A 19,953-nucleotide genomic window follows, 5' to 3' on the forward strand; every position below is an offset into this window, starting at 1 on the left:
GGCATAATGGTTCACACTATGCCGGTATACTAAATGCTATAAATAGCCTGGGTTTTGCTTATACAAACCACCCGAAAAGTTTATCTGGGGCTGAGGGATAGGGAAATACTCATCTTTACCCTTGGTAAACTTCGCGTTTTGGTAATAGGTGCGCAAAAGCTTTTCTTTAGCCATATACTCCTGGTTTAAAACCGGTTCAGCAATGCCCCATCTCACCAGGTCGAAGAACCGCTCACCCTCCATGGCCAATTCCAGCTTGCGCTCAAAACGAAGTGCCTTGCGGGCATAGTCTGCGCTCCATACACAATTCACACCTGGTTGGTAGGTATTTACCATATATTTTGCGGCATAATCTGTACTGCTGACATTGTTCCATGCCAACACGTATTTACTGTTCTTCGCGCGGGTACGTACCTGATTTATTAGGGGTACAGCTTCCAGCGGGCGGCCAAGCTCAATAAGCGCTTCGGCCCGCCACAGCAAAACATCGGCATAACGAATAATGGTAAAGTTTAATGCAGAGCCACCCCATGGAAAACCTTTCACCATAAATGGTGATTCGGGAGATACCAGCGCTTTCTTGTTGCTATAATAGCCGTATGTAGCAGGCTCGCGTGACCAGTCTGGCCCATAAACCGAAGCGGTGAAGTTTTTCCACCTAACACCCGGGCGACCAACGGTAAAATCAAGGCGGGGGTCTACATTCGTTGCCAGCCCGTCCGATACGGTCATTACGTTGCCGGTATTATAGGCATCAGGCATGGCAAGGCCATTGGCGTCGGTTTTATAAGAATTCACCAGGTTTTGGCTGGGCAGAAAGAAGCCGTCGCCACTATAAGCGGGGCCACGGGGTGCGTTAAGTAAATTGCTCCAGTTGATACGGCCCGCAGCGGTACCATCGCTGATGGAATATTGCACCGCAAAAATTGATTCTTTACTGTTATCAAATTCTGCTTGTGATAATTTCTGAAAATCATCAAGCAGCGAATATCCCCCATTGTTTACCACTTCTGCAGTTAAGCTTTCAACTTTATTAAGCAAACCCTGATCTACACTTGCCAGGGTGTTGTCGTCGTTTTGTTTATATGCGCGGTATAACGTAACTTTTGCCTGGTAGGCTATTGCAGCGTATTTTGTAGCACGGCCAGGTTGAGGCTGGGTAACCGGCAGGAGTTGAGCGGCAGCTTCAAATTCACTTGCTATTTTTTCAAGGATCTGGTCGCGGGTAAATTGAGTGTTAGAGATTTTAACGTAATCGGTTATCGCTACGTTCTCGTCGAAGTAAGGGATACGGTTATACAGCCTGCTCAATTCGAAAAAGTAATGGGCCCGTAAAAAACGCATTTCGCCAAGGCGGATGTTTTTCAATGGCACCTGAGCCTCTGTTACCGCATTTAAATTGCGTATGGCCGAGTTTGCCCGTTGCACACTGCTGTACAGGTTAAACCACTTACGGTCTAAAAGCCCGTTAGTTGCAAACACGCCGGTAAAAGTTTCGAAGGCATGATATTCACTTAGATCGCCGATACCGCCGCCGCCTTTGTAAGCCGTTTCAGCACGTACATCGCCGTATATCCAATTGGTAGTGGGCGATAAAAAAGTTCCGTCGCTACCTTCGGGGCCGGCAAGTGCGGAGTAAGCGGAGATACAAAGCGCTTCAATACCGTCTGGTGTGTTCAAAAGCGCATCGCTTAGTTTGCCTTTGGGTTTGCTGTCTAAAAAATCTTTCTTGCACGATGATGTTATGCATAGCAATAACACCAGTGCCAATAATATATTTCTCATAATTCTATTTGTAATTAGGTGTTAATTAAAATCCAAGGTTAAAGCCAACTGTAAAAATGCGTGGCAATGGGTAAGGGTAGCCAAGGCTTTCCGGGTCGGCACCTTTATAACCGGTTACGGTGATCAGGTCCTGGCCCTGTAAATAAACGCGCAGGTTGCGCATGCTTAACTTACTGGCTATTGCTACAGGCAAAGTGTAACCTATTTGCAGGTTTTTCAGTTTCATGTATGAGCCGTTTTCGATGAAGTAGTCAGAAGTTCGTCCCTCGTCGTTCAGGTTCACTGCGGTTAAAGCCGGGATAGATGAATCAAAATTTGTGGTTGGGTTCCAGCCCTGCAATAGTCTCGTGCCGTGATTACCGGTCCACAATTGGAAAAAGTCGGTATAAAATTTAGAATTGTTATAAGCGTCGCGTACCACCCCGGTTACAAAAAAGGCGAAATCGAACGCTTTGTAGCTCATGGCAAGGTTTAACCCGCCAGTAAACTTAGGTTGATCGGACCCTAACCAAACGCGGTCTCTGTCATTAATCACTTTATCGCCATTTACATCTACATACCTAATGCGGCCCAAGCCTTTACCCGGCTGGTTAATGCCATCATTCAGCTCTGCCTGAGTACGGTATAAGCCATTGGTTTGGTAGCCCAGCCATGAACCGAGCGGCTGACCAACAATTGTTTTATCGCTGCCATTACCACCGCCAAACGTGTACAATATATCGTCGGGAACACCAGTAACTTTATTGCGGTAAACCGAACCTGTCAGGGTAATATTATAGTTGAAATTTTTGCCAATTTTATCTCTCCAGTTTAAAACACCTTCCAAACCTTTATTACGAAGTGATGCGCCGTTATAGGCATAATAACCGCCCTCGCCTATGATAGCGATGTAAGGCCGGTCAATCAGCATGTCTTTGGTGTCTTTAATAAAATAGTCGAGCGTTACGTTAAACCGGCTGTCCAGCATGGATAGATCGAACCCGAAGTTGCTTTGTGTAGTAGTTTCCCACTTAACATCCGGGTTGCCAGAGCGGTCTTTGATGATACCGGTTGGGATTACACCCTGGTTGATACCACCAATATCATAGCCGGCACGGGTGAGGTTAGTGAGGAACTTAGTGTAGGTAGCTTCATTATCTATCTGGTCATTTCCGTTTTGGCCCCAGCTCGCCCTAAACTTTAAATCGGAGACGATGGCTACATCTTTCATGAAACTTTCCTGGCTTATGCGCCAGCCGCCGGATACCGATGGGAAATACCCCTGATTGTGATTAGTACCAAAGCGCGACGAAGCATCTCTCCTTAAAGTTCCCGAGAGTAAATATTTGTTATTAAACGCGTAGTCAACCTTACCGAAATAAGAACTGATAGAATTGCGTGATGCAAGGCCATCGTTGGTTTGTTTGCCGCTACCGGCGCTTATGTACCGGTAATCATCTGCTTCAATAATAAAATCTTCGCGGTAAGCGGTTAAAAATTCGCTGTAATAGTCTTTGGCTTCTGTACCGGCCAATGCAGTAATAGCATGCTTGCCTATGTTTAGCTGGTAGTTTGCAGTATTGGTCCATATCCATTGCCTGTCGTAGCTATCAGTGGTTGTTAAGCTGTTTTTATTAACCGTGCGGTCGCCTTCTTTCCATTTTGGCTCAAAAGCAGATCCAAATCCGTTACGGTAGTTGGCACTGTAGTTTGACCGTATTACCAGGTTCTTTAGCGGTTCAACTTCAATATAAGCATTACCAAAGATCCGGTATTGTTCCGAACGGTTTCTCTTAGCCTGGTCAAGCAACCGTATCGGGTTGGGTTTATCGCCTATACCCTGGGTAGGGCCGGCGTAGCCACCATTAATATCATAAACAGGGATAATCGGGTGTTGGGCAATCGTTAGTTCTTCGATGCCTCCTGGTTTAATTTTCTCCGTCCAGCGGCTTAAATTTAAATTCTCGCCAACACGGATCCTGTTCTTAAGAAAATTGTAGTCGTTGTTGATCCGGCCGTTTAAACGGGTAAAGTTGGTGGATTTTATTAAACCGTCCTGATCGAAATAATTAAACGAAAATGTAGAGTTTCCATTCTCCGAACCCTTTGATACTGTTAAGTTATAATTTTGTAATAAGGCATTATGATAAACCTCTTTAGCCCAGTTGGTATTGCCGGCTCGTATTGTTTTTTTAGAATCGATAAACTCCGGGATAACGGGAACATCGCCATTGCCATATAGATCATGAGCGGGTTTAAGCCCGTCGTTCTTATAAGCCGTCCAATATGCCTCACCCCATTGCTGTGTATTAAGCATCGGGATACTGGTATGAAACTGCTGCAGGGTGGCTTGTCCATTAAAATTGATGCGTACCTCGTTCCTTTTTGCTTTTTTGGTGGTGATGATGATCACGCCGTTGGAAGCCTGCGTTCCGTAAATGGCTGCAGAAGCTGCATCCTTTAAAACCTGGATAGACTCCACGTCATTCGCGTTAAGCAAAGTAGCAATATTGTCCCTGGTTTGAACACCATCTACCACGTAAAGGGGCGTACTGTTATTTACAGTGGTTATACCGCGAATGGTAGCGGATGTCCCAACTCCGCCCGGCGTACCGTCATTGCTTACTACCATGCCGGGCACGCGTCCCTGCAAGCTGGAAATAATGTTACCTGTTGGAATGTTGGCAACGTCCTTTACGTTCACTACCGATACTGCGCCTGTAATATCTGCTTTGCGCTGCGAAGAGTAGCCCGTTACCACAACTTCGTTTAAGGAATTGTTTCCCAGATCGAGCTTAATAACCGGGTCTGCCGTGGTGTTATTTACCGTTAACGTATAGGGTTTGGCACCGATATAGGTAAATTTTATGGTTTGGCCGTTTAGCGCGGCAATGGTAAATTTACCTTTGCTGTCGGTAATGGTCGATTTTTGGGTTTCCATAACGGAAACCGTCACAGCCTCCAACGGCTTGGCGGCCGCATCTACAACGGTGCCAGACACCGTTCCGGATTGTGCAAAGCTCCCGTATGCTGTAAAAAGCAACAGCGAGCAAATAAGTAATAATCTTCTCATAAATGGTTAATTGGTTTACTATATAATTCTGTTTAATGGTGGTTAGTTAAAAATGAGCGTTGCTGCCCGCGAGCTTTTTGGTCCAAACAAAGCGCCCGAACTCAGGCTTCGAATAGACGGGGCAAGCGCCCGCCTGTGATGTGATGAAAGCGCCCATCGCCACAGCATGCTCCAGCGCAACTTCTAAGGGTTCGTTTTTCAGCTTCATGGCTAAAAAGGCGGCCAGAAATGCGTCGCCGCTGCCGATGGTATCAGCAACGCTAATTTTGTAAGCCGGGTAATCATAGCGGTAGTCGGGGGTATAATAGGTGGCACCGGCACTTCCTTTCGTGATCAAAACCTCTTCAATGCCAAATCGCGAAAAGAAGAGGTTTACACACTCGCTCTCTGTTTGGCATTTTTCATCATACCAACCGGCAATCAGCAGCAGTTCGTTTACGTTGAGCTTTACCATGTTGGTATGCTTCAGCAAACTGGTAATTATCTCTACCGAATAGTGCGGCGACCGGAGATTTACATCAAATACACGGTAACGGGCATGGCCAAGCATTCTTAACAACGTACTGCGGCTTACCTCGTCGCGGCAGCTAAGACTGCCGAAAACAAAAGCAGATGCCTGGCTTACTGCCTTAGCAAACGGCTCTTCCCAAACGATCTTGTCCCAGGCAACCGGGTAAACGATCTCGTACGATACCTCATTATGATCACCAATACTGGCTAAAACTTCGCTGGTACGCTGCCGTGGACTTACCTGCACGTGGTTTGTGGACAAACCTATGGAATGTAAAAATTCTACCAACTCCCCGCCCGCTTCATCGTTACCAATGCTACTTACTACCAGGCTCTTTACCCCCAGCTTGTGCAGATGGTAAGCTACATTCATTGGCGCTCCGCCGGGCACCCTCCTGTCGGGCAGTATATCCCACAAAACCTCGCCAAAACAAACTACGGATTGATCTTCTGTTATCATGATTATGGATTAATGCATAATTAAATTAGACCCTATTTGCTCCAGAGATTTCCCTTTTGTTTCGGGCATCATGCGCCAAACGAAGATCAATTGCAGTATCATCATACTTCCAAAAAAGAAAAAAGTGGTGGCGCCGCCCAGTTTCTCTGCCAGGTATGGGAAACAAAAAGCGATTAGCGCTGCCATTATCCAGTGCGTTGAGCTGCCCAGGGTTTGCCCTTTTGCGCGCATTTCATTTGGGAAAATCTCTGATATAAACACCCAGATAACTGCCCCCTGTGAAAAGGCGAAGAACGCGATGAACACCATCATATATACCGGGATAGCAAAGCCATTAAAGTGCCCCGAATAAAAGGTGAAGGCTACGAGGAATAAAGAACCGATGAGGCCTACCGAACCAACGAGCATTAGCACACGCCTGCCTACTTTATCAATAATGTTAATGGCCAGCAAAGTAAAGATGAAGTTGATGACACCCAACCCAACAGTTGATAGCAGGGAAGAGTGGGCCCCCAGCCCAGCCATTTCGAATATCCGCGGCGCGTAATAGATAATAGCGTTGATACCCGATACCTGGTTAAAAAAGGCGAACAGAACAGCCAGTATCACCGGCGTTTTATACTGCCCCGAAAACAGGCTGCTGCGTTTACCGGTGCTTCCCAGGGTTGAGTTTTTAATGGTTATAAGTTCCTCGTCGCAATTCAACGGGTTTATCACGCGTAGTATTTCCAGCGCCTTGGCAACTTCACCTTTTTTAAGGATAAGCCACCGCGGGCTTTCGGGAATAAAGCGTATGAGTACCAGAAAAAGTAACGACGGGAAAGCCTGCACACCCAGCATCCAGCGCCATGAGGTTTCGTCTCCCTGGCTAATCAGGTAGTTGGACAAGTACGATACGAGAATGCCCAATACTACGTTAAATTGAAATAGCCCGACTAACTGCCCCCTGCGATCTGCCGGGGAAACCTCGGATATATATATAGGGGCTGTAACCGATGAAATGCCAACACCCAGTCCCCCTAAAAACCGAAAGATCAAGAACACGTACCAATTATCAGCAAGCGCTGTGCCTACTGATGATAAAAGGTATGCTGCTGCCACAAAATACAAAGTGTTTTTACGCCCGAAGATATCTGAAGGGCGTGCGCCAAACAACGAACCAATAACAGTACCGATCAGCGCGATAGAAATGGTTAAGCCGTGAGCTACTACAGATAGATGCCAGAATTGCTGGATAGACTTTTCGGCGCCCGATATAACTGCGGTATCAAAGCCAAAAAGGAAGCCGCCAAGGGCTACGACCATGGACCAGGCCAGGACGGAATGTTTTCTCATAAAATTTATTAAAGGTGTTATTGGTTTTAACTATCGCAAAGTAGGGGGATAAGCCATGAAGGGGTTATTGATTGCGTACCAAAAAAGTATAAATTTCAAAAATAGCACAACACGCTTATTTTCAGATAAATAAAATTAAATGTTTAGACACTGAAAAACACAATGTTAGATTTAGTTACCAATTATTTATGGTTTTGATACATTTTTGGGCAGGACGGGTTATATACAGAGAACGCCAATTTGCCCCGTAAAAATTTTTATGTCTACTTTTGGGTAACCACGCGCAAAACATTGCGCAAACCAGTTAAAACCAACAATTCTAATATATTCAATTGAAAGGACTCATGGCTTTCATCTACAAACTGCGGCATATTGTTTTGTTACCTGCATTAATTCTGCTGGCCTTATCCGGTTGTCATAACAAGGAGAAAGCTTCACAATACACCATTGGCTTTTCGCAGTGCATCGGCTCCGACCTTTGGCGGCGCAACATGCTGGATGAAATGAAAATGGAATTATCGCTGCATCCCGGCGCAAATTTTGTTTATGCAGATGCCGGCGGTAACAGCAATAAACAGATTGAGCAGGTGAAAGCGATGCTGAATGATGGTGTTGATATTTTGATCATATCACCCAATGAAGCACAACCACTAACCGGCGTTGTCGAACAAGCCTATAATAAAGGTATTCCTGTTATAGTGATAGACCGTAAAACTGCTTCTGCATTATATACGGCTTATGTTGGGGCTGATAATTACCAGGTAGGCAAGCTGGCCGGTGAATATATGTATGCGTTATTGAAAGGCAAAGGCAATGTTGTAGAAGTTATGGGTTTACCCGGCTCCTCCCCGGCAATTGAAAGGCAGCGTGGCTTTTATGAAGCGCTTAACCCTTACAAGGATATTCATATTGTAAAACGGGTTTATGGCGACTGGTTGAAAGAAAATGCGGAAAAGCAACTGATGCAAATACAACCGGAGCTAAAACAAGCAGATGCCCTGTTTGCGCACAATGATGTAATGGCATCCGGCTCCAGGGAGGTGCTGAACAAATTGAAGTTGTTCAAAAATGTTAAAGTACTGGGGATAGACGCCCTGCCGGGAAGCGGTGGTGGCTTGCAAATGGTATCTGCTGGTATTTTAAATGCCAGCCTGGTGTATCCTACAGGCGGCAAAGAGGCTATTCTGACCGCGTTCCGTATTCTTAATAAAGAGCCGTTTAGCCGGGAAACTATCCTACAATCACTTGTAATAGATTCAACAAATGTGCAGCTGATGAAACTGCAATGGAGTAAAATAAGCAGCCAGCATAAAGATATTGAAACGCAACAGGCATTATTGGCCGAGCAACGCGAGATTTACAACAACCAGCAACTGGTGCTTAACATTATTGTGATTAGCCTGGTTTTGGCAATTGTGTTTGGGGGCCTTGCGTTTTATGCACTTACTGAGAACCGTAAATCAAACAAAAGCCTTGAAGCAAAAAACGCCGAAATACTGTTACAACGTAATCAACTGATAGATATGTCGGCCAGGGCAGAAGCGGCCACCGAAGCTAAGCTCAACTTTTTCACCAATATCTCGCACGAGTTCCGTACGCCGCTTACACTTATTCTTTCTCCTGTGGAAGATATGATGCAAAACGAGAAGCTTAATATTGCCACCGGCAAGAATTTGAAACTCATCCACAAAAATATCTTCCGGCTGTTGCGATTGGTAAACCAACTGATTGATTACAGAAAGATAGAATATGATAAACAGCAGATAGTGGTATCGCGCAATAATCTCGTCGCTTTTGCAAAAGATATTCTGGACAGTTTTCAGCAACACGCCAAAAAGAGGCGCATTGCCTTAAGTTTAGTGGCGAAAGAACAAACTATAATGACCTGGTTTGACGTGAATTTATTGGATAAGGTTTTTTTTAATCTCATTGCTAACGCGCTTAAATTCACTAATGACAACGGCCGCATCCAAATATTATTAAGCAGAAACGACGGTGCGATAGAAATTTCCGTGCAAGATAATGGCATTGGAATGGAGCCAGCTGATGCAGAGCATGTTTTTGAACAATTTTACCAGGCAAACAACGGAATGACAAAAGGGTCGGGACTGGGCCTCGCACTTGCAAAAGAGATTATAGCCATGCATTATGGAACAATAACCGTGATCAGCAAAAGATGGCATGGCACAACATTTACTATCAGCCTGCCTGTTGAGAACAAACATCAGGCAGCCGGAGTAATGAATACAACCGGATTTGACACCATTTCCCTAACGGACCGTGCAAGGCAATATACTGCTGAATTTGAAGAAAATGAAACCACTGCGCCTACTGACGCATTCCTATCCCCCAAAGAGCATTCGATATTAATAATTGAAGACAATACCGACCTATTGAACTACCTGAACGAAAAATTAGGCGAAAACTATGACGTTTATTTAGCTGACAATGGCAACATAGGCTTATCTGATGCATTCCAATACGTTCCGGACCTGATTATTTCTGACGTATTATTACCGGGCATGTCGGGAAAAGTCCTTACTGAAACGCTTAAAACTGATATGCGCACGTCGCACATACCTATCATCCTTCTGACCGCTCAAGTTAGTGTAGAACAACAGATAGCCGGTATAAAAAGCATGGCCGACGCTTATATAACCAAGCCTTTTAACTATGACCATTTACTGGCGACTGTTAAAAATTTAATCAGCAACAGGGTAATACTAAAAGAACGTTTTACCAGCGAGATAAGCCATGGCGCACTGCCTATATCAAAAACACTGGATAAAAAATTCCTTAACAATTTTTCAGGGTTGGTGGAACAAAACCTCGCCAACGAACACTTCAATGTGGAAGAAATATGCAAAGCTTTGCTCATATCGCGGGTACAGCTTTACCGCAAAGTGAAAGCGCTGTTAGGTTGCAGTGTAACCGACTATATTTTAAATCGCAGGTTAAAGAAAGCCAAGTATTTATTACTGAACGAACAATACTCCATCTCGGAGATCACCTATATGGTGGGCTTTTCGAGCCACAATTATTTTTCGACCGTGTTTAAGGCTAAATATAATTGTACACCAAGCGAATTTAAACGGCACCCACAGAGTTAAGAGATTTGAAACACTAACCGGGTAGATCAATGGCTTAAATCAGTTCTGTAGCATGAGACGAGTGAAGGAATACAAAAATATTATTACCCGGCAATTACGCACCTGATTAGAATTCGTCATATTCGCTATCTGAACCATATTCAGCCATAATTAACTTGCAAAATTCCATTATGGCGAAATTATATGGAAAGGCTTAGGGTGTTAACGAGGAACTCATTTAACAAGATTAGCCATCGAGGGCTAATCTTGACTTATCTCTATCGAATTATTGGCGCTTCGCCGTGCATTTCACCTTACGCGCAGCTCCAATCCTGCAATATCCTCCCACCTGTAGTAGTGAAACGTTTTATCATCACTCATTACTACAAACAGCCCGTGTTTAAAGGTTGCATTCAATGCCACATTTACTACGTCCGATCCGTCGCTCTGGCGGGCAGAAACATTGGCTACTTTAAGCAGTTTATGAGTTGTTCCTTCGCGACTAAAGATCTGGAACCGGTTAGCGCCCTGGTCTGATACCAAAATATACCCGGTTGTATCTGTAAGTTTATAAATGGAGATCCCTTCATGGTCGGCATTAAAGCCGGTAGTACCAAACAGAGCTAACTGTTTATCACCCTTTTCCGGATCGGCATAATATTGCCGTACACCCGTCTGTTCATCCGAGTAATAGATATACCCCAGTTCGTTATCTACAGCTATCGCTTCTATCTCCTTTTTACCACTGTATTCGCCAAATTTTCGCACGAGGGTCGCTTTCACATTACCGGTACCATCATCTCCCAATAAATATTGCCAAATATAGCCGCCCGTTTTAGGCCCGTTTTTCCTGCCTATCACGGCATACATTTTACCGTCCTTAGCCGTGTAAATAGCTATCCCCATCAGATCGCGGTACTCGAAACCTTTTTCGTTAGCAAACATCTCTATGCCTCCGTTGTCTATAGGTTTCATATCCGGCAGGGAGAAGATGCGCAGCTTATGCGTCATCCGTTCGGTAGTTATGGCAATATCTGTTGGCTTACCGTTTAGCATCAGGCCATAAGCAAGGTCAACATTATTGGGGCGTTTTAGCCCTCTTACTACTTTATCGGCTATTATTTTGCCTTTGAGGTCGAAAACGTATAAGGCGCCATCGGCGTTTTTATCGGTGCCTATCACTAAACTTTTAGATGGATCTGCCTTATTCACCCAAATGGCCGGGTCATCAGTGTCATACTTTACGGCTTGGGTAATCACTGCGGGTTTAATTGCGTTCGTAGCTGGTGCCGACTTACACGAAATTAAGGCAGACAAACCCAAACCTAACAGGCAAAGCGTGTTATTACTATACTTCATCCCGTTATAATTTAACACCGTATGCACCTACGTATGTTGCAGGCTCGGGCGATACATAAGTAATTCCGTTTGCGGTTGTGATGCCAGCTTTATGGTGACGGGTAAAAGTGGTGATACCCTTACCCAATGCCGGCGAATTTCTTTGCAGATGAAAATCCCATGTGGTAGTAAATACGGCATTGTTTGTAGCCGTGCTCAACGGATAGGTTACAAATTTAGGATCATTATCGCCGGCCATTTTGCTTTTCACATCGTTTGTTCCCGCAACAATATCGTTGCTACCTGGCTGAAACTGGTTAACCGTAGCCTGATCGTAGCCGTAGTACCAGTTGTTGCCGTATTTAGAACGGGCGTCCTCCGGTTTTTTAGGGTCTCTTTTTACACCAAAGCGGGTGTTGGCAAACAGGTTGTTATACAGGTCTGCACGCACAGTTGCTTCTAACCAAACAGAACCACCTTTCGCGGTAGGCCTGCGCCAGCCGGTATTAACCATGGTGTTATTGTATGCAATAATATAAGCTTGCGGTGTACGGTCGCCTGCGTTTGATAGTTTAAGTGCGTTGGTATTTGCACTGTAGACCAGGTTAAAACCCACATCGGCCAAACAACCAGATTTAAAGTTCATAGCCTCGCCGCCTGTAACGCCCGTTGTATAAAACATGTTGTTGGCAAAAATGATCTTCCCTCCTTCAATGTAAGTACAATCTTCCTGAAAATTACGCACGATGCTGTTTTGTACAATTAGCTTACCGTTCACATTTGAAAACCAAAGTGCCGGCAGGTTTTCGCCTGCTACCGCTTTGTAAAGGCCCATCTTTACAGATGTAGATGCATCTGAAGTGGTTGCGCCGCCATACTCTAAAATGGTGTGATCAAGCACCAGCTCGGCGCAGGTAGGAGCGGCCAGGATACCACCCCAAAGCTTACCGAATTTTTTGGCGTCGGTTTTATAAGAATCGTTCACGGTAAATTTTACCGGGTTGGCTTCGGTACCTAAAGAGTATAAGTTGCCTTTAACTACAATTTCGGGCTTAGTTAAAGTGTCCATTAACACGGTAACACCTTCTTCAATCGTAAGCGATTTCCCTTCGGGAATAATGATATCACCTTTAATTACCTGTGTGCTGCCCTTTGCCCACACACCCGATACTTCGCCTATGGCCGAGCCATCTGCAGGTGTGGTATCTACATCTATGTTTGCTTTTTCGCAGCCGGTAAATACCAATGTTGCAAGCGCCAAAGCGGTTAAAAATCCTGTTAGTTTCATATTGATCTATTTAAAATGCGATGATGTATTAGTTGAATTTATATCTGAGCCCTAAAAGATAGGTTTGCTCATAGTAGTCGGCACGAATAAGCGTACGGCCTTTTGATACCAGCTCCTCTTTTATCCTGTCGTTCTCGGCGTTGGTCCCTTTAATGAATAACTTGGTTGGCGTGTTCAGAATGTTACCTGCTTTAACAAATACACTCAGGCCACCCTTAAACCTTTTTTCTGCCGAGGCATCCATCTGGATAAAGCCCTGCTGGTACAGATCGTTGTTTAAGAATTGTGATACCGTGTTTATCCTCGGACCAGTATAAGCACCTGCAATTTGCACATCCCATCCTTTTTTAGTGTCTTTATACAACAACGAGAGGTTGGCAATATGTTCCGATTGGCCAAAAAGAGGCCTCGACTGGTCTACCAAAAATGCTTCGATATCTCCGGTTGTCGCATTAATGCGCCTTGATGTTTTTGGCGTTGTAATGCGCGAATGGGTATAGGTGTAGTTTGCTTTAAGACCTATTTTGTTAAAGAATTTTATGTAGTCGATCTCTGCACCGTAGTTTTTTGCGGTACCAAAGTTACCCGGGCTGTAATAAATATCCTGCCCGCGCACCGCATCCGCCTGAAACGTGTACTCTATCGGGTCTTTAATCCTTTTGTAAAAGGCTCCTACCAGCAACTGCTCCGATGCACCGGGGAACAATTCATAACGCAGATCGTAATTATCTGAAAGGGCGCGTTTAAGGTTTGGATTACCGCGCTCCTGGTACTCTTCGTTTACTACCTTGCCCGGTACTATCTCATAAAAGCCGGGGCGGTTTAATGCTTTGTAATACGATGCATGAAGCTGTGTTTTGTCCGTTAAATGATACTTCACTGTTGCGCTTGGCAAAACATCGGTGTATACCTGGCTGCCTGCCGGGTTAGTTTCCCCTGCCGGGAAAAGCAGGTTGTAACCCTGGTTGGTATGCTCAACACGCACGCCGCCCAAAATTTCCAGCTTACTGCCAACATACTTTAACATACCATAACCCGCGCCTGTTTTTTCGCTGGCATCGTAGGTTAAAGGATTGCTCACTGCACCTGTAGGGTTACTCACTACCAGGTTCAGATCGGTATATTTTTGAAAATCTACACCGTATCGGTCGTTTGCATCCGCTGCGGATGGCGCCAGGGTGTAATTATTAAAAAAGCTGCTGCGTTGTTTATCGCGGTACAAACCACCGGCCATTACATCCAGTTTACCGGTGCCGGTTTTAAATGTATAAGTAAGATCAAGATAGCCGGCTTTATCTTCGTCGGTGTTGCGCTCCCAGCGGCGGTTTACCGGGGAGGTATTTACCAACGATGTACGGGTATCAACAAAGTTTTTCTCCAAACCGTTCAGGCTGATGGTGGTATTATCAGGCACTTCGTTTTTGGCCGAAGAGTAAACCGCCGACCACTGCACTTTAAATTTTTCGTTAAAGAATTTATGATCACCGTGCAGCGTGCTGTTATAGATCTGTTGCTCGGTTAAGCGACTGCGGGTGGTGTAGCCCAACTCAGCATTACCATTGGCCGGATCGTATACACCATTATAAGTAGTACTAACCGCATCTCGCAGTTGTTGGTTCTTCAGGTTAACGTATACATTATACAGGCTAAGTTTGTTGTTGCTATCAAACACATAATCAACCTTCCCGTGTAAGCCCAGGCGTTTTTGCTGCTCGGAATACTCGCGGTAGCTTTTGCTGGTGATAACCGCATAAGCGTCTGTACCGTTTACGGCCGAATTGTAAAAAGTACTGTTACTGCCGCGATAGGTGTTTTGATAACTGCCCGCCACAATAACACCAAGTTTGCTATCGAAAAAGCGCTGGCCTAACGATAGGCTCCCAATCAAATTTGGAGCCGGTTTTTTTGAGGTATAGTCCAGTGTCCCTTTTGCAAAATCGGCCTGGGTAGCGTTGTAAGTACGCCCGTTTATTTCATAAGGCGATTTATGGTTGATGCCTGATGCATTGAAGCTGGTAAAATTACGATCGAAAAAAAGCTGGCTGTAACCTGTAGCAATATTAGCGTTCACCTGGAAATGATCAGGTGCGTTCTTCATCACCATATTAACCGCGCCGCCAATGGCATCGCCCTCTAAGTTGGGGGTAAGCGTTTTGTAAACCTCCAAACGATCCAACAGATCGGAAGGGAACAGATCCAGCGGCACATAACGGTACTTGTTATCCGGACTTGGAATTTTTACGCCGTTTACCAAAGTATAATTGTAGCGTTTATCCATACCGCGCAGAATAGCGTACTGGCCATCGCCATTGCTGTTACGCTCGATAGACACACCCGATACACGCTGCATTACGTTGGCAACGGTAAGGTCGGGCGATACCTCTATAGAGCGGCCCGATACGATATTCATTACCTGGGTGGCATTTTGCTCTATCCGGCGGGCATCGCGGTCGTTAGATCCGCTTGCTGTTGCGCGTATTACTACTTCGTTAAGGTCCTTACCTGCGCTCTCCATATAGATCTTGATATGGGGATTGTCTTTCTCAAGCACCACTATTTCCTTTACGATAGTTTTGTAAGTGATATAAGTGACGCGGATGGTTGCGGCTCCTGCGGGTACGTCCTTTATTTCAAACGACCCATCCAGCCCGGTGCTGGCGGCCTTGCCTGTTTTCTCTAAAATAATGGTAGCACCTACCAATGCTTCGCCCGATTGTTTATCATAAACATGGCCTTTAATTTTTGCGGCGCTGGCTATTGTAGCACAAAATAGCAGCGCTAACAGGATCTGTAAAATTTTATTCATTGCTGTGTGATAACGTCCATACTTTTTGATGACGCTGCAAAGGTGAGTTACAGAAAAAAACAAATGAAACTTTGAGGGTTACACAAAGGCAACACCGTTACATGGCGTGTATATTAAAAGGCAATCACTTGTTTTAATTATTTGATTTTAAACTAATTAAGTAGTACAAAAACCTCCGTTATCATTTCATTACCGTTACATTAAGTAATTGTTAACTCGCTTTTTAGGTTAAAAAAAGTCTTCTGAACAGGCCGGATGTAACGCTATCAGAGGGATTGTATAAACGCGGTTAAGTTGTCGCCCTGTGGCATATTGAGCTTTTTGCGCAGCCTGTAGCGCGAAACACGGAGGCTATCCGTAGAGATATTAAGCAGCGTAGCGATATCTGCGGAATTGAGATTGATGCGAAGCAAGGCTATGAGCCGCATATCTGCGGATGTCAATTCATTGCTATGCTTTTTTATATTATCAAAAAACTGCTGATGAACCTGCTCAAAGGCCGTGGTAAACTCCTTCCAGTGCTGTTCGTGATTAAAGCTCTCGTTTATCTGCAAAATAATTTGCTGCATTTGTTTCTTTTGATCGCGCTTATCTTCCTTTACCATTGCCTGTAAAGTGCTCCGGAGTTGCTCTAATAACTGATTGTTTTTTATTAAATTTAAAGTATGGGTAGATAGTTCCCTGCTTTTTACATCCAGCTGCTGTTTTAAGCTGCCCTCCTCCAGCTGCTGGTTTTTTAGCTGCAGTTGCATCAAATGGTGCTCGGCGTCGTTTTGCCTGGCCAGCGCACGCTGGTCTTTTATCTTAAGCCGCTGCCGGCTGAATATCACCACAGCCAAAACGATCAACAGCAAAACTACAACCACCACCGCTGCGGTTATGATGCGGTTGATCTTACGGATATTGTTGAGACGGTTTATTTCGTCGCTCTTTTTATTGATGTCATATAGCACCTGTAAAAATGCCGTTTGGTTAACACCATCTTTTGAATAAACCTCCAAAGAATACTTCCGACTCAACTCGGCATAATAGTATGCGCTATCCATGCGGTTCATTAGTTCGTAAGCTTTACCAAGGTCCTTGCTGCAAGCTGCCAGTTGGTATCCGTTACCTGTTTGCCGGGCAAGCTCCATAGCCTTGCGCGATTGGCTGATGCTTTCGGCATACTTCCCCGTTTTACGCAGAATATCTCCCAGGTTATTAAGCACCTCTATGCTCGCTATCTCGTTACGCTCTTCTTTATAAAGCTGTAGTGAGCGGTTAAAACTGGTGTATGCCGAGTCGTATTTCGTTAGATCCTCATATATACTGCCCAGGTTCTCATAAATTTTGGCAGCCCCTTTTTTGTAGTTAGCCCGCGTATAGCTATCCAATGCCAAATGCTGATAGTAAAAGGCACTATCGTACTGTTTGCTTTTTTCGTACAGGTGCCCAATATTGCCAAATATCTCTGCTTTGCCTTTTTGATTATCGGTTTGATTGTAAATAAACAAAGCTTTGTTATACATTTCGCGCGACTTGGCCGGCTGCTTATTGTAGTAATAGAGCACACCCATTTCACCATAATTCTGGGCCAGTAAACTTTTGTCCTTCACTGCCGACAACGCCCTATCGGCATGCAGATAAAATTCCAGCGCCTGGGCATAGTGCCCCTGGTTATAACAGATCTGTCCCATTTGTTTAAGACAAATTCCGGCGGTAACAGCGTCATTGTTATCAACCGCCTGCCCATGCTTTTTCTTTAAGATAACCAGGGCCAGATCGGGACGCTTTTGGCTGATGGATGGCAGACTGGAAAGCGCCGGAGATTGCCCTTCCGCATATATGGTTGACAGTAATAAAAATACCTTTAAAACTACAAAGCCAACCTTTCTGATCATGCGCATTCGAACGTGGGTTAATTCCATCAAATTAAGCGCTTTAATATTACGTTAATGTTAAATACGCTGGTGGTTGATGCTATGTTAATACCAAATCTGCATTCTTTGTTATGTGTTGTCTTACATCGGTGATAAGATAATAATTACTTAACCCGGGCAAATTTTTGTATTTTTAGCTTAGCCTCAAAATAAACCGCTATGATCTCTTCTTCCAGAATATTAAAGCTTGTTATACTGTCTTTGTGTATATCAACAGCGACCTATGCGCAGCAAAAGGTTAAAAAAGCCTTGTTTATCATTGTGGATGGCATCCCCGCTGATGTAGTTGAAAAAGCAAACACCCCAAATCTCAACCTGATAGCCAAACAGGGCAAGTATATGAGGGCGCACGTAGGGGGCGAAAAGGGCGGTTATTCGCAAACGCCAACTATTTCGGCTGTTGGCTATAACAGCCTGCTCACCGGCACCTGGGTTAATAAACACAATGTTTGGGATAATGATATTAAGGCACCCAACTACAGTTATCCTACTATATTCCGATTATTTAAGGACCAATACCCCAATAAAAAAATAGCGGTATACTCTAGCTGGTTAGATAACCGCACCAAATTGGTTGGCGATGGTTTAACTGCTACGAACAATATCAAAGTCGACTATCATGCTGATGGGTTTGAACTTGACACCATTAACTTTAAGCACGACAGGGAAAGCGCTTATATGCACCTCATCGATGAAAAAGTTGTAGCCGAGGCCGCCAACGGTATTAAAACAACAGCCCCCGATCTTTCCTGGGTATACCTGGAATACACGGATGACATGGGCCATAGGCATGGCGACAGTCCGCAGTTTTACAATGCCATCGAAATGATGGACAAACAAGTTGGCAAATTATGGGCAGCCATCCAATATCGCCAGAAAAAATTCAATGAAGAATGGCTTATATTCATCACTACAGATCATGGGCGCAATGAGCAGAGCGGCAGGGACCACGGTGGCCAATCAACGAGGCAACGCTCTACCTGGATGGTTACCAATGCTAAGGATTTGAATAGTTACCAAAAATATTATTACCCGGGCATTGTTGATATTATGCCTTCGATAGCGCGTTTTATGAACATCAGCATCCCGGTTAACTACAGCAGGGAGATAGACGGGATACCGCTTACCGGTCCGGTTTCTGTCGCGGCGGAAACCGTTAATCTTATCCAAGGTAATATTGATGTAAGCTGGAAGGCTTTAAACAAAGGTGAAAAAGTAAAGATATGGGTAAGCACTACCAACAATTTTAAGGAAGGCAAGCCTGATACCTACAAGCTAATGGCCGAATTACCCATTGAGCGGGAGCATGCGCTGATCTCTGTGAAAGAGATGCCATCGACATTTTACAAGGTGGTGATTGAAGGGAAGAACAACACCTTAAATGCCTGGGTGGTAACGGACGTGAAATAGGGGGGAAATTTATCCCTTTTCATAGCGATTCCTCCTCTCTGCCTTCGCACACTACCCCTGTCGCGAGGGTTAACATAACTTAACACAATTTCAATAAATTATTTTCAAACAAGTGATAATCAACAATTTAAAAATAATGTGGGTTAACATTATTTTCACCATAATAGTGTCACCATAAATCTTAAAAATTTTATTACAGACCCATAATCAAATTTAATAAACGCTGCCTTCTGATGGGCTATTGCTATCGCGAGGCAGGTTTAGGTGAACATTATATCAGATGTATTTTTTTAGCAGATCCACAAAATTATCTGTGGTGTGCGGCTCGCCAATGGCGCGGAACTTCCAGGAATCGTCCTTGCGGTAAACCTCAGCAAATATCATAGAGCGCTTGCCGTTGTAGGTACTATCGTCGGATAGGCTGAACTTTGCAATTTCACGGCCCTTTTTATCTACCGCGCGAATGAAGGCATTCTCCACCATGCCAAAGTGCTGGCGGTGGGCCTTACCCATATAAATGGCCACTACAAATACTATCTTTTGGTATTGCTGCCCTAAGTCGTTTAGTTTTACAATGATCTGCTCGTCGTCGCCTTCGCCGGCACCGGTGCGGTTATCGCCCGTTAGCCAGATATGGCCAGACGGGTGTTCCATTGAATTAAAGAAGATCACATCGCCACCGTAATAGCTAATGCTGCGGCCATTGGTGGTGGGTGTTTTTCTGCCGGTATTTACCACTTTGCCGTTGGCATCCAACAGGAAAGCTATCGCATCCAGGTCGTATTCATCTTCGTCTTCCGCGCCGAAGAGTTTGGCAAAGAAACCCACATCTTTTTCCCTCACATCCCAACCAAGCCCAATGGTTACTTGCGAAAGGTCATACTCGGTACCGCCATCATTTTTACGGAGATCGATGGTTTGCCCCTTTATTAAACTTATTGCCATGATGTTTAACCTCCCC

The 19,953-nt window shown here is 44.7% G+C and carries 11 protein-coding genes; 2 read left to right on the forward strand and 9 right to left on the reverse strand.

What is annotated here, in order from left to right; genetic code table 11:
* Positions 1 to 36: 36 nt before the first annotated feature.
* From ABIX36_RS09240 to ABIX36_RS09255, 4 genes are read right to left on the reverse strand one after another with little or no spacing between them, the layout of a single operon-like run.
* Entirely contained in the window at positions 37 to 1,785 is a 1,749-nt protein-coding gene (locus tag ABIX36_RS09240) for a RagB/SusD family nutrient uptake outer membrane protein (protein ID WP_348081878.1), read from the reverse strand.
* 25 nt (positions 1,786 to 1,810) lie between these two features.
* Positions 1,811 to 4,837: a TonB-dependent receptor gene (locus tag ABIX36_RS09245; protein WP_348081879.1), complete on the reverse strand. Its 3,027-nt coding sequence runs from the start codon at positions 4,835 to 4,837 to the stop codon at positions 1,811 to 1,813.
* Positions 4,838 to 4,883: 46 nt separating this feature from the next.
* Positions 4,884 to 5,807, reverse strand: coding sequence for a carbohydrate kinase (locus tag ABIX36_RS09250; RefSeq protein WP_348081880.1), 924 nt, complete (start codon positions 5,805 to 5,807; stop codon positions 4,884 to 4,886).
* A 9-nt stretch (positions 5,808 to 5,816) separates the two neighbouring features.
* Complete coding sequence (locus ABIX36_RS09255; protein WP_348081881.1) at positions 5,817 to 7,142, reverse strand: sugar porter family MFS transporter; 1,326 nt, start codon at positions 7,140 to 7,142, stop codon at positions 5,817 to 5,819.
* A 344-nt stretch (positions 7,143 to 7,486) separates the two neighbouring features.
* Here ABIX36_RS09255 and ABIX36_RS09260 point away from each other — a divergent pair, with 344 nt between their 5' ends.
* On the forward strand, positions 7,487 to 10,252 hold the full coding sequence (locus tag ABIX36_RS09260) for a substrate-binding domain-containing protein (protein ID WP_348081882.1): 2,766 nt from the start codon (positions 7,487 to 7,489) through the stop codon (positions 10,250 to 10,252).
* A gap of 288 nt (positions 10,253 to 10,540) precedes the next feature.
* Here ABIX36_RS09260 and ABIX36_RS09265 read toward each other — a convergent pair whose 3' ends face one another.
* The 4 genes from ABIX36_RS09265 to ABIX36_RS09280 form a co-directional block, all read right to left on the reverse strand.
* Complete coding sequence (locus ABIX36_RS09265; protein WP_348081883.1) at positions 10,541 to 11,590, reverse strand: phytase; 1,050 nt, start codon at positions 11,588 to 11,590, stop codon at positions 10,541 to 10,543.
* Between the two features lie 4 nt (positions 11,591 to 11,594).
* Positions 11,595 to 12,857 (reverse strand): right-handed parallel beta-helix repeat-containing protein, encoded by a 1,263-nt coding sequence (locus ABIX36_RS09270; protein ID WP_348081884.1) that lies wholly within the window; start codon positions 12,855 to 12,857, stop codon positions 11,595 to 11,597.
* A 28-nt stretch (positions 12,858 to 12,885) separates the two neighbouring features.
* Entirely contained in the window at positions 12,886 to 15,663 is a 2,778-nt protein-coding gene (locus ABIX36_RS09275; RefSeq protein WP_348081885.1) for a TonB-dependent receptor, read from the reverse strand.
* A gap of 266 nt (positions 15,664 to 15,929) precedes the next feature.
* Positions 15,930 to 17,549: a tetratricopeptide repeat protein gene (locus ABIX36_RS09280; RefSeq protein ID WP_348081886.1), complete on the reverse strand. Its 1,620-nt coding sequence runs from the start codon at positions 17,547 to 17,549 to the stop codon at positions 15,930 to 15,932.
* A 192-nt stretch (positions 17,550 to 17,741) separates the two neighbouring features.
* Between ABIX36_RS09280 and ABIX36_RS09285 the strand changes: the two genes are divergently transcribed.
* Positions 17,742 to 18,992 (forward strand): alkaline phosphatase family protein, encoded by a 1,251-nt coding sequence (locus ABIX36_RS09285; RefSeq protein ID WP_348081887.1) that lies wholly within the window; start codon positions 17,742 to 17,744, stop codon positions 18,990 to 18,992.
* Positions 18,993 to 19,268: 276 nt separating this feature from the next.
* On the opposite strand, the gene ABIX36_RS09290 is transcribed toward ABIX36_RS09285, so the two are convergent.
* Positions 19,269 to 19,937, reverse strand: a complete 669-nt coding sequence (locus ABIX36_RS09290; RefSeq protein WP_348081888.1) for a TerD family protein — start codon at positions 19,935 to 19,937, stop codon at positions 19,269 to 19,271.
* Positions 19,938 to 19,953: the final 16 nt, after the last annotated feature.

This window comes from Mucilaginibacter sp. (assembly GCF_039925265.1).
Classification (GTDB): domain Bacteria; phylum Bacteroidota; class Bacteroidia; order Sphingobacteriales; family Sphingobacteriaceae; genus Mucilaginibacter.

What these genes read in the sequence shown, in the direction of transcription:
- ABIX36_RS09240 (WP_348081878.1), bottom strand. Translation starts at nt 1,785, where the DNA reads ATGAGAAATATATTATTGGCACTGGTGTTATTGCTATGCATAACATCA.
- ABIX36_RS09245 (WP_348081879.1), bottom strand. Translation starts at nt 4,837, where the DNA reads ATGAGAAGATTATTACTTATTTGCTCGCTGTTGCTTTTTACAGCATAC.
- ABIX36_RS09250 (WP_348081880.1), bottom strand. Translation starts at nt 5,807, where the DNA reads ATGATAACAGAAGATCAATCCGTAGTTTGTTTTGGCGAGGTTTTGTGG.
- ABIX36_RS09255 (WP_348081881.1), bottom strand. Translation starts at nt 7,142, where the DNA reads ATGAGAAAACATTCCGTCCTGGCCTGGTCCATGGTCGTAGCCCTTGGC.
- ABIX36_RS09260 (WP_348081882.1), top strand. Translation starts at nt 7,487, where the DNA reads ATGGCTTTCATCTACAAACTGCGGCATATTGTTTTGTTACCTGCATTA.
- ABIX36_RS09265 (WP_348081883.1), bottom strand. Translation starts at nt 11,590, where the DNA reads ATGAAGTATAGTAATAACACGCTTTGCCTGTTAGGTTTGGGTTTGTCT.
- ABIX36_RS09270 (WP_348081884.1), bottom strand. Translation starts at nt 12,857, where the DNA reads ATGAAACTAACAGGATTTTTAACCGCTTTGGCGCTTGCAACATTGGTA.
- ABIX36_RS09275 (WP_348081885.1), bottom strand. Translation starts at nt 15,663, where the DNA reads ATGAATAAAATTTTACAGATCCTGTTAGCGCTGCTATTTTGTGCTACA.
- ABIX36_RS09280 (WP_348081886.1), bottom strand. Translation starts at nt 17,549, where the DNA reads ATGCGCATGATCAGAAAGGTTGGCTTTGTAGTTTTAAAGGTATTTTTA.
- ABIX36_RS09285 (WP_348081887.1), top strand. Translation starts at nt 17,742, where the DNA reads ATGATCTCTTCTTCCAGAATATTAAAGCTTGTTATACTGTCTTTGTGT.
- ABIX36_RS09290 (WP_348081888.1), bottom strand. Translation starts at nt 19,937, where the DNA reads ATGGCAATAAGTTTAATAAAGGGGCAAACCATCGATCTCCGTAAAAAT.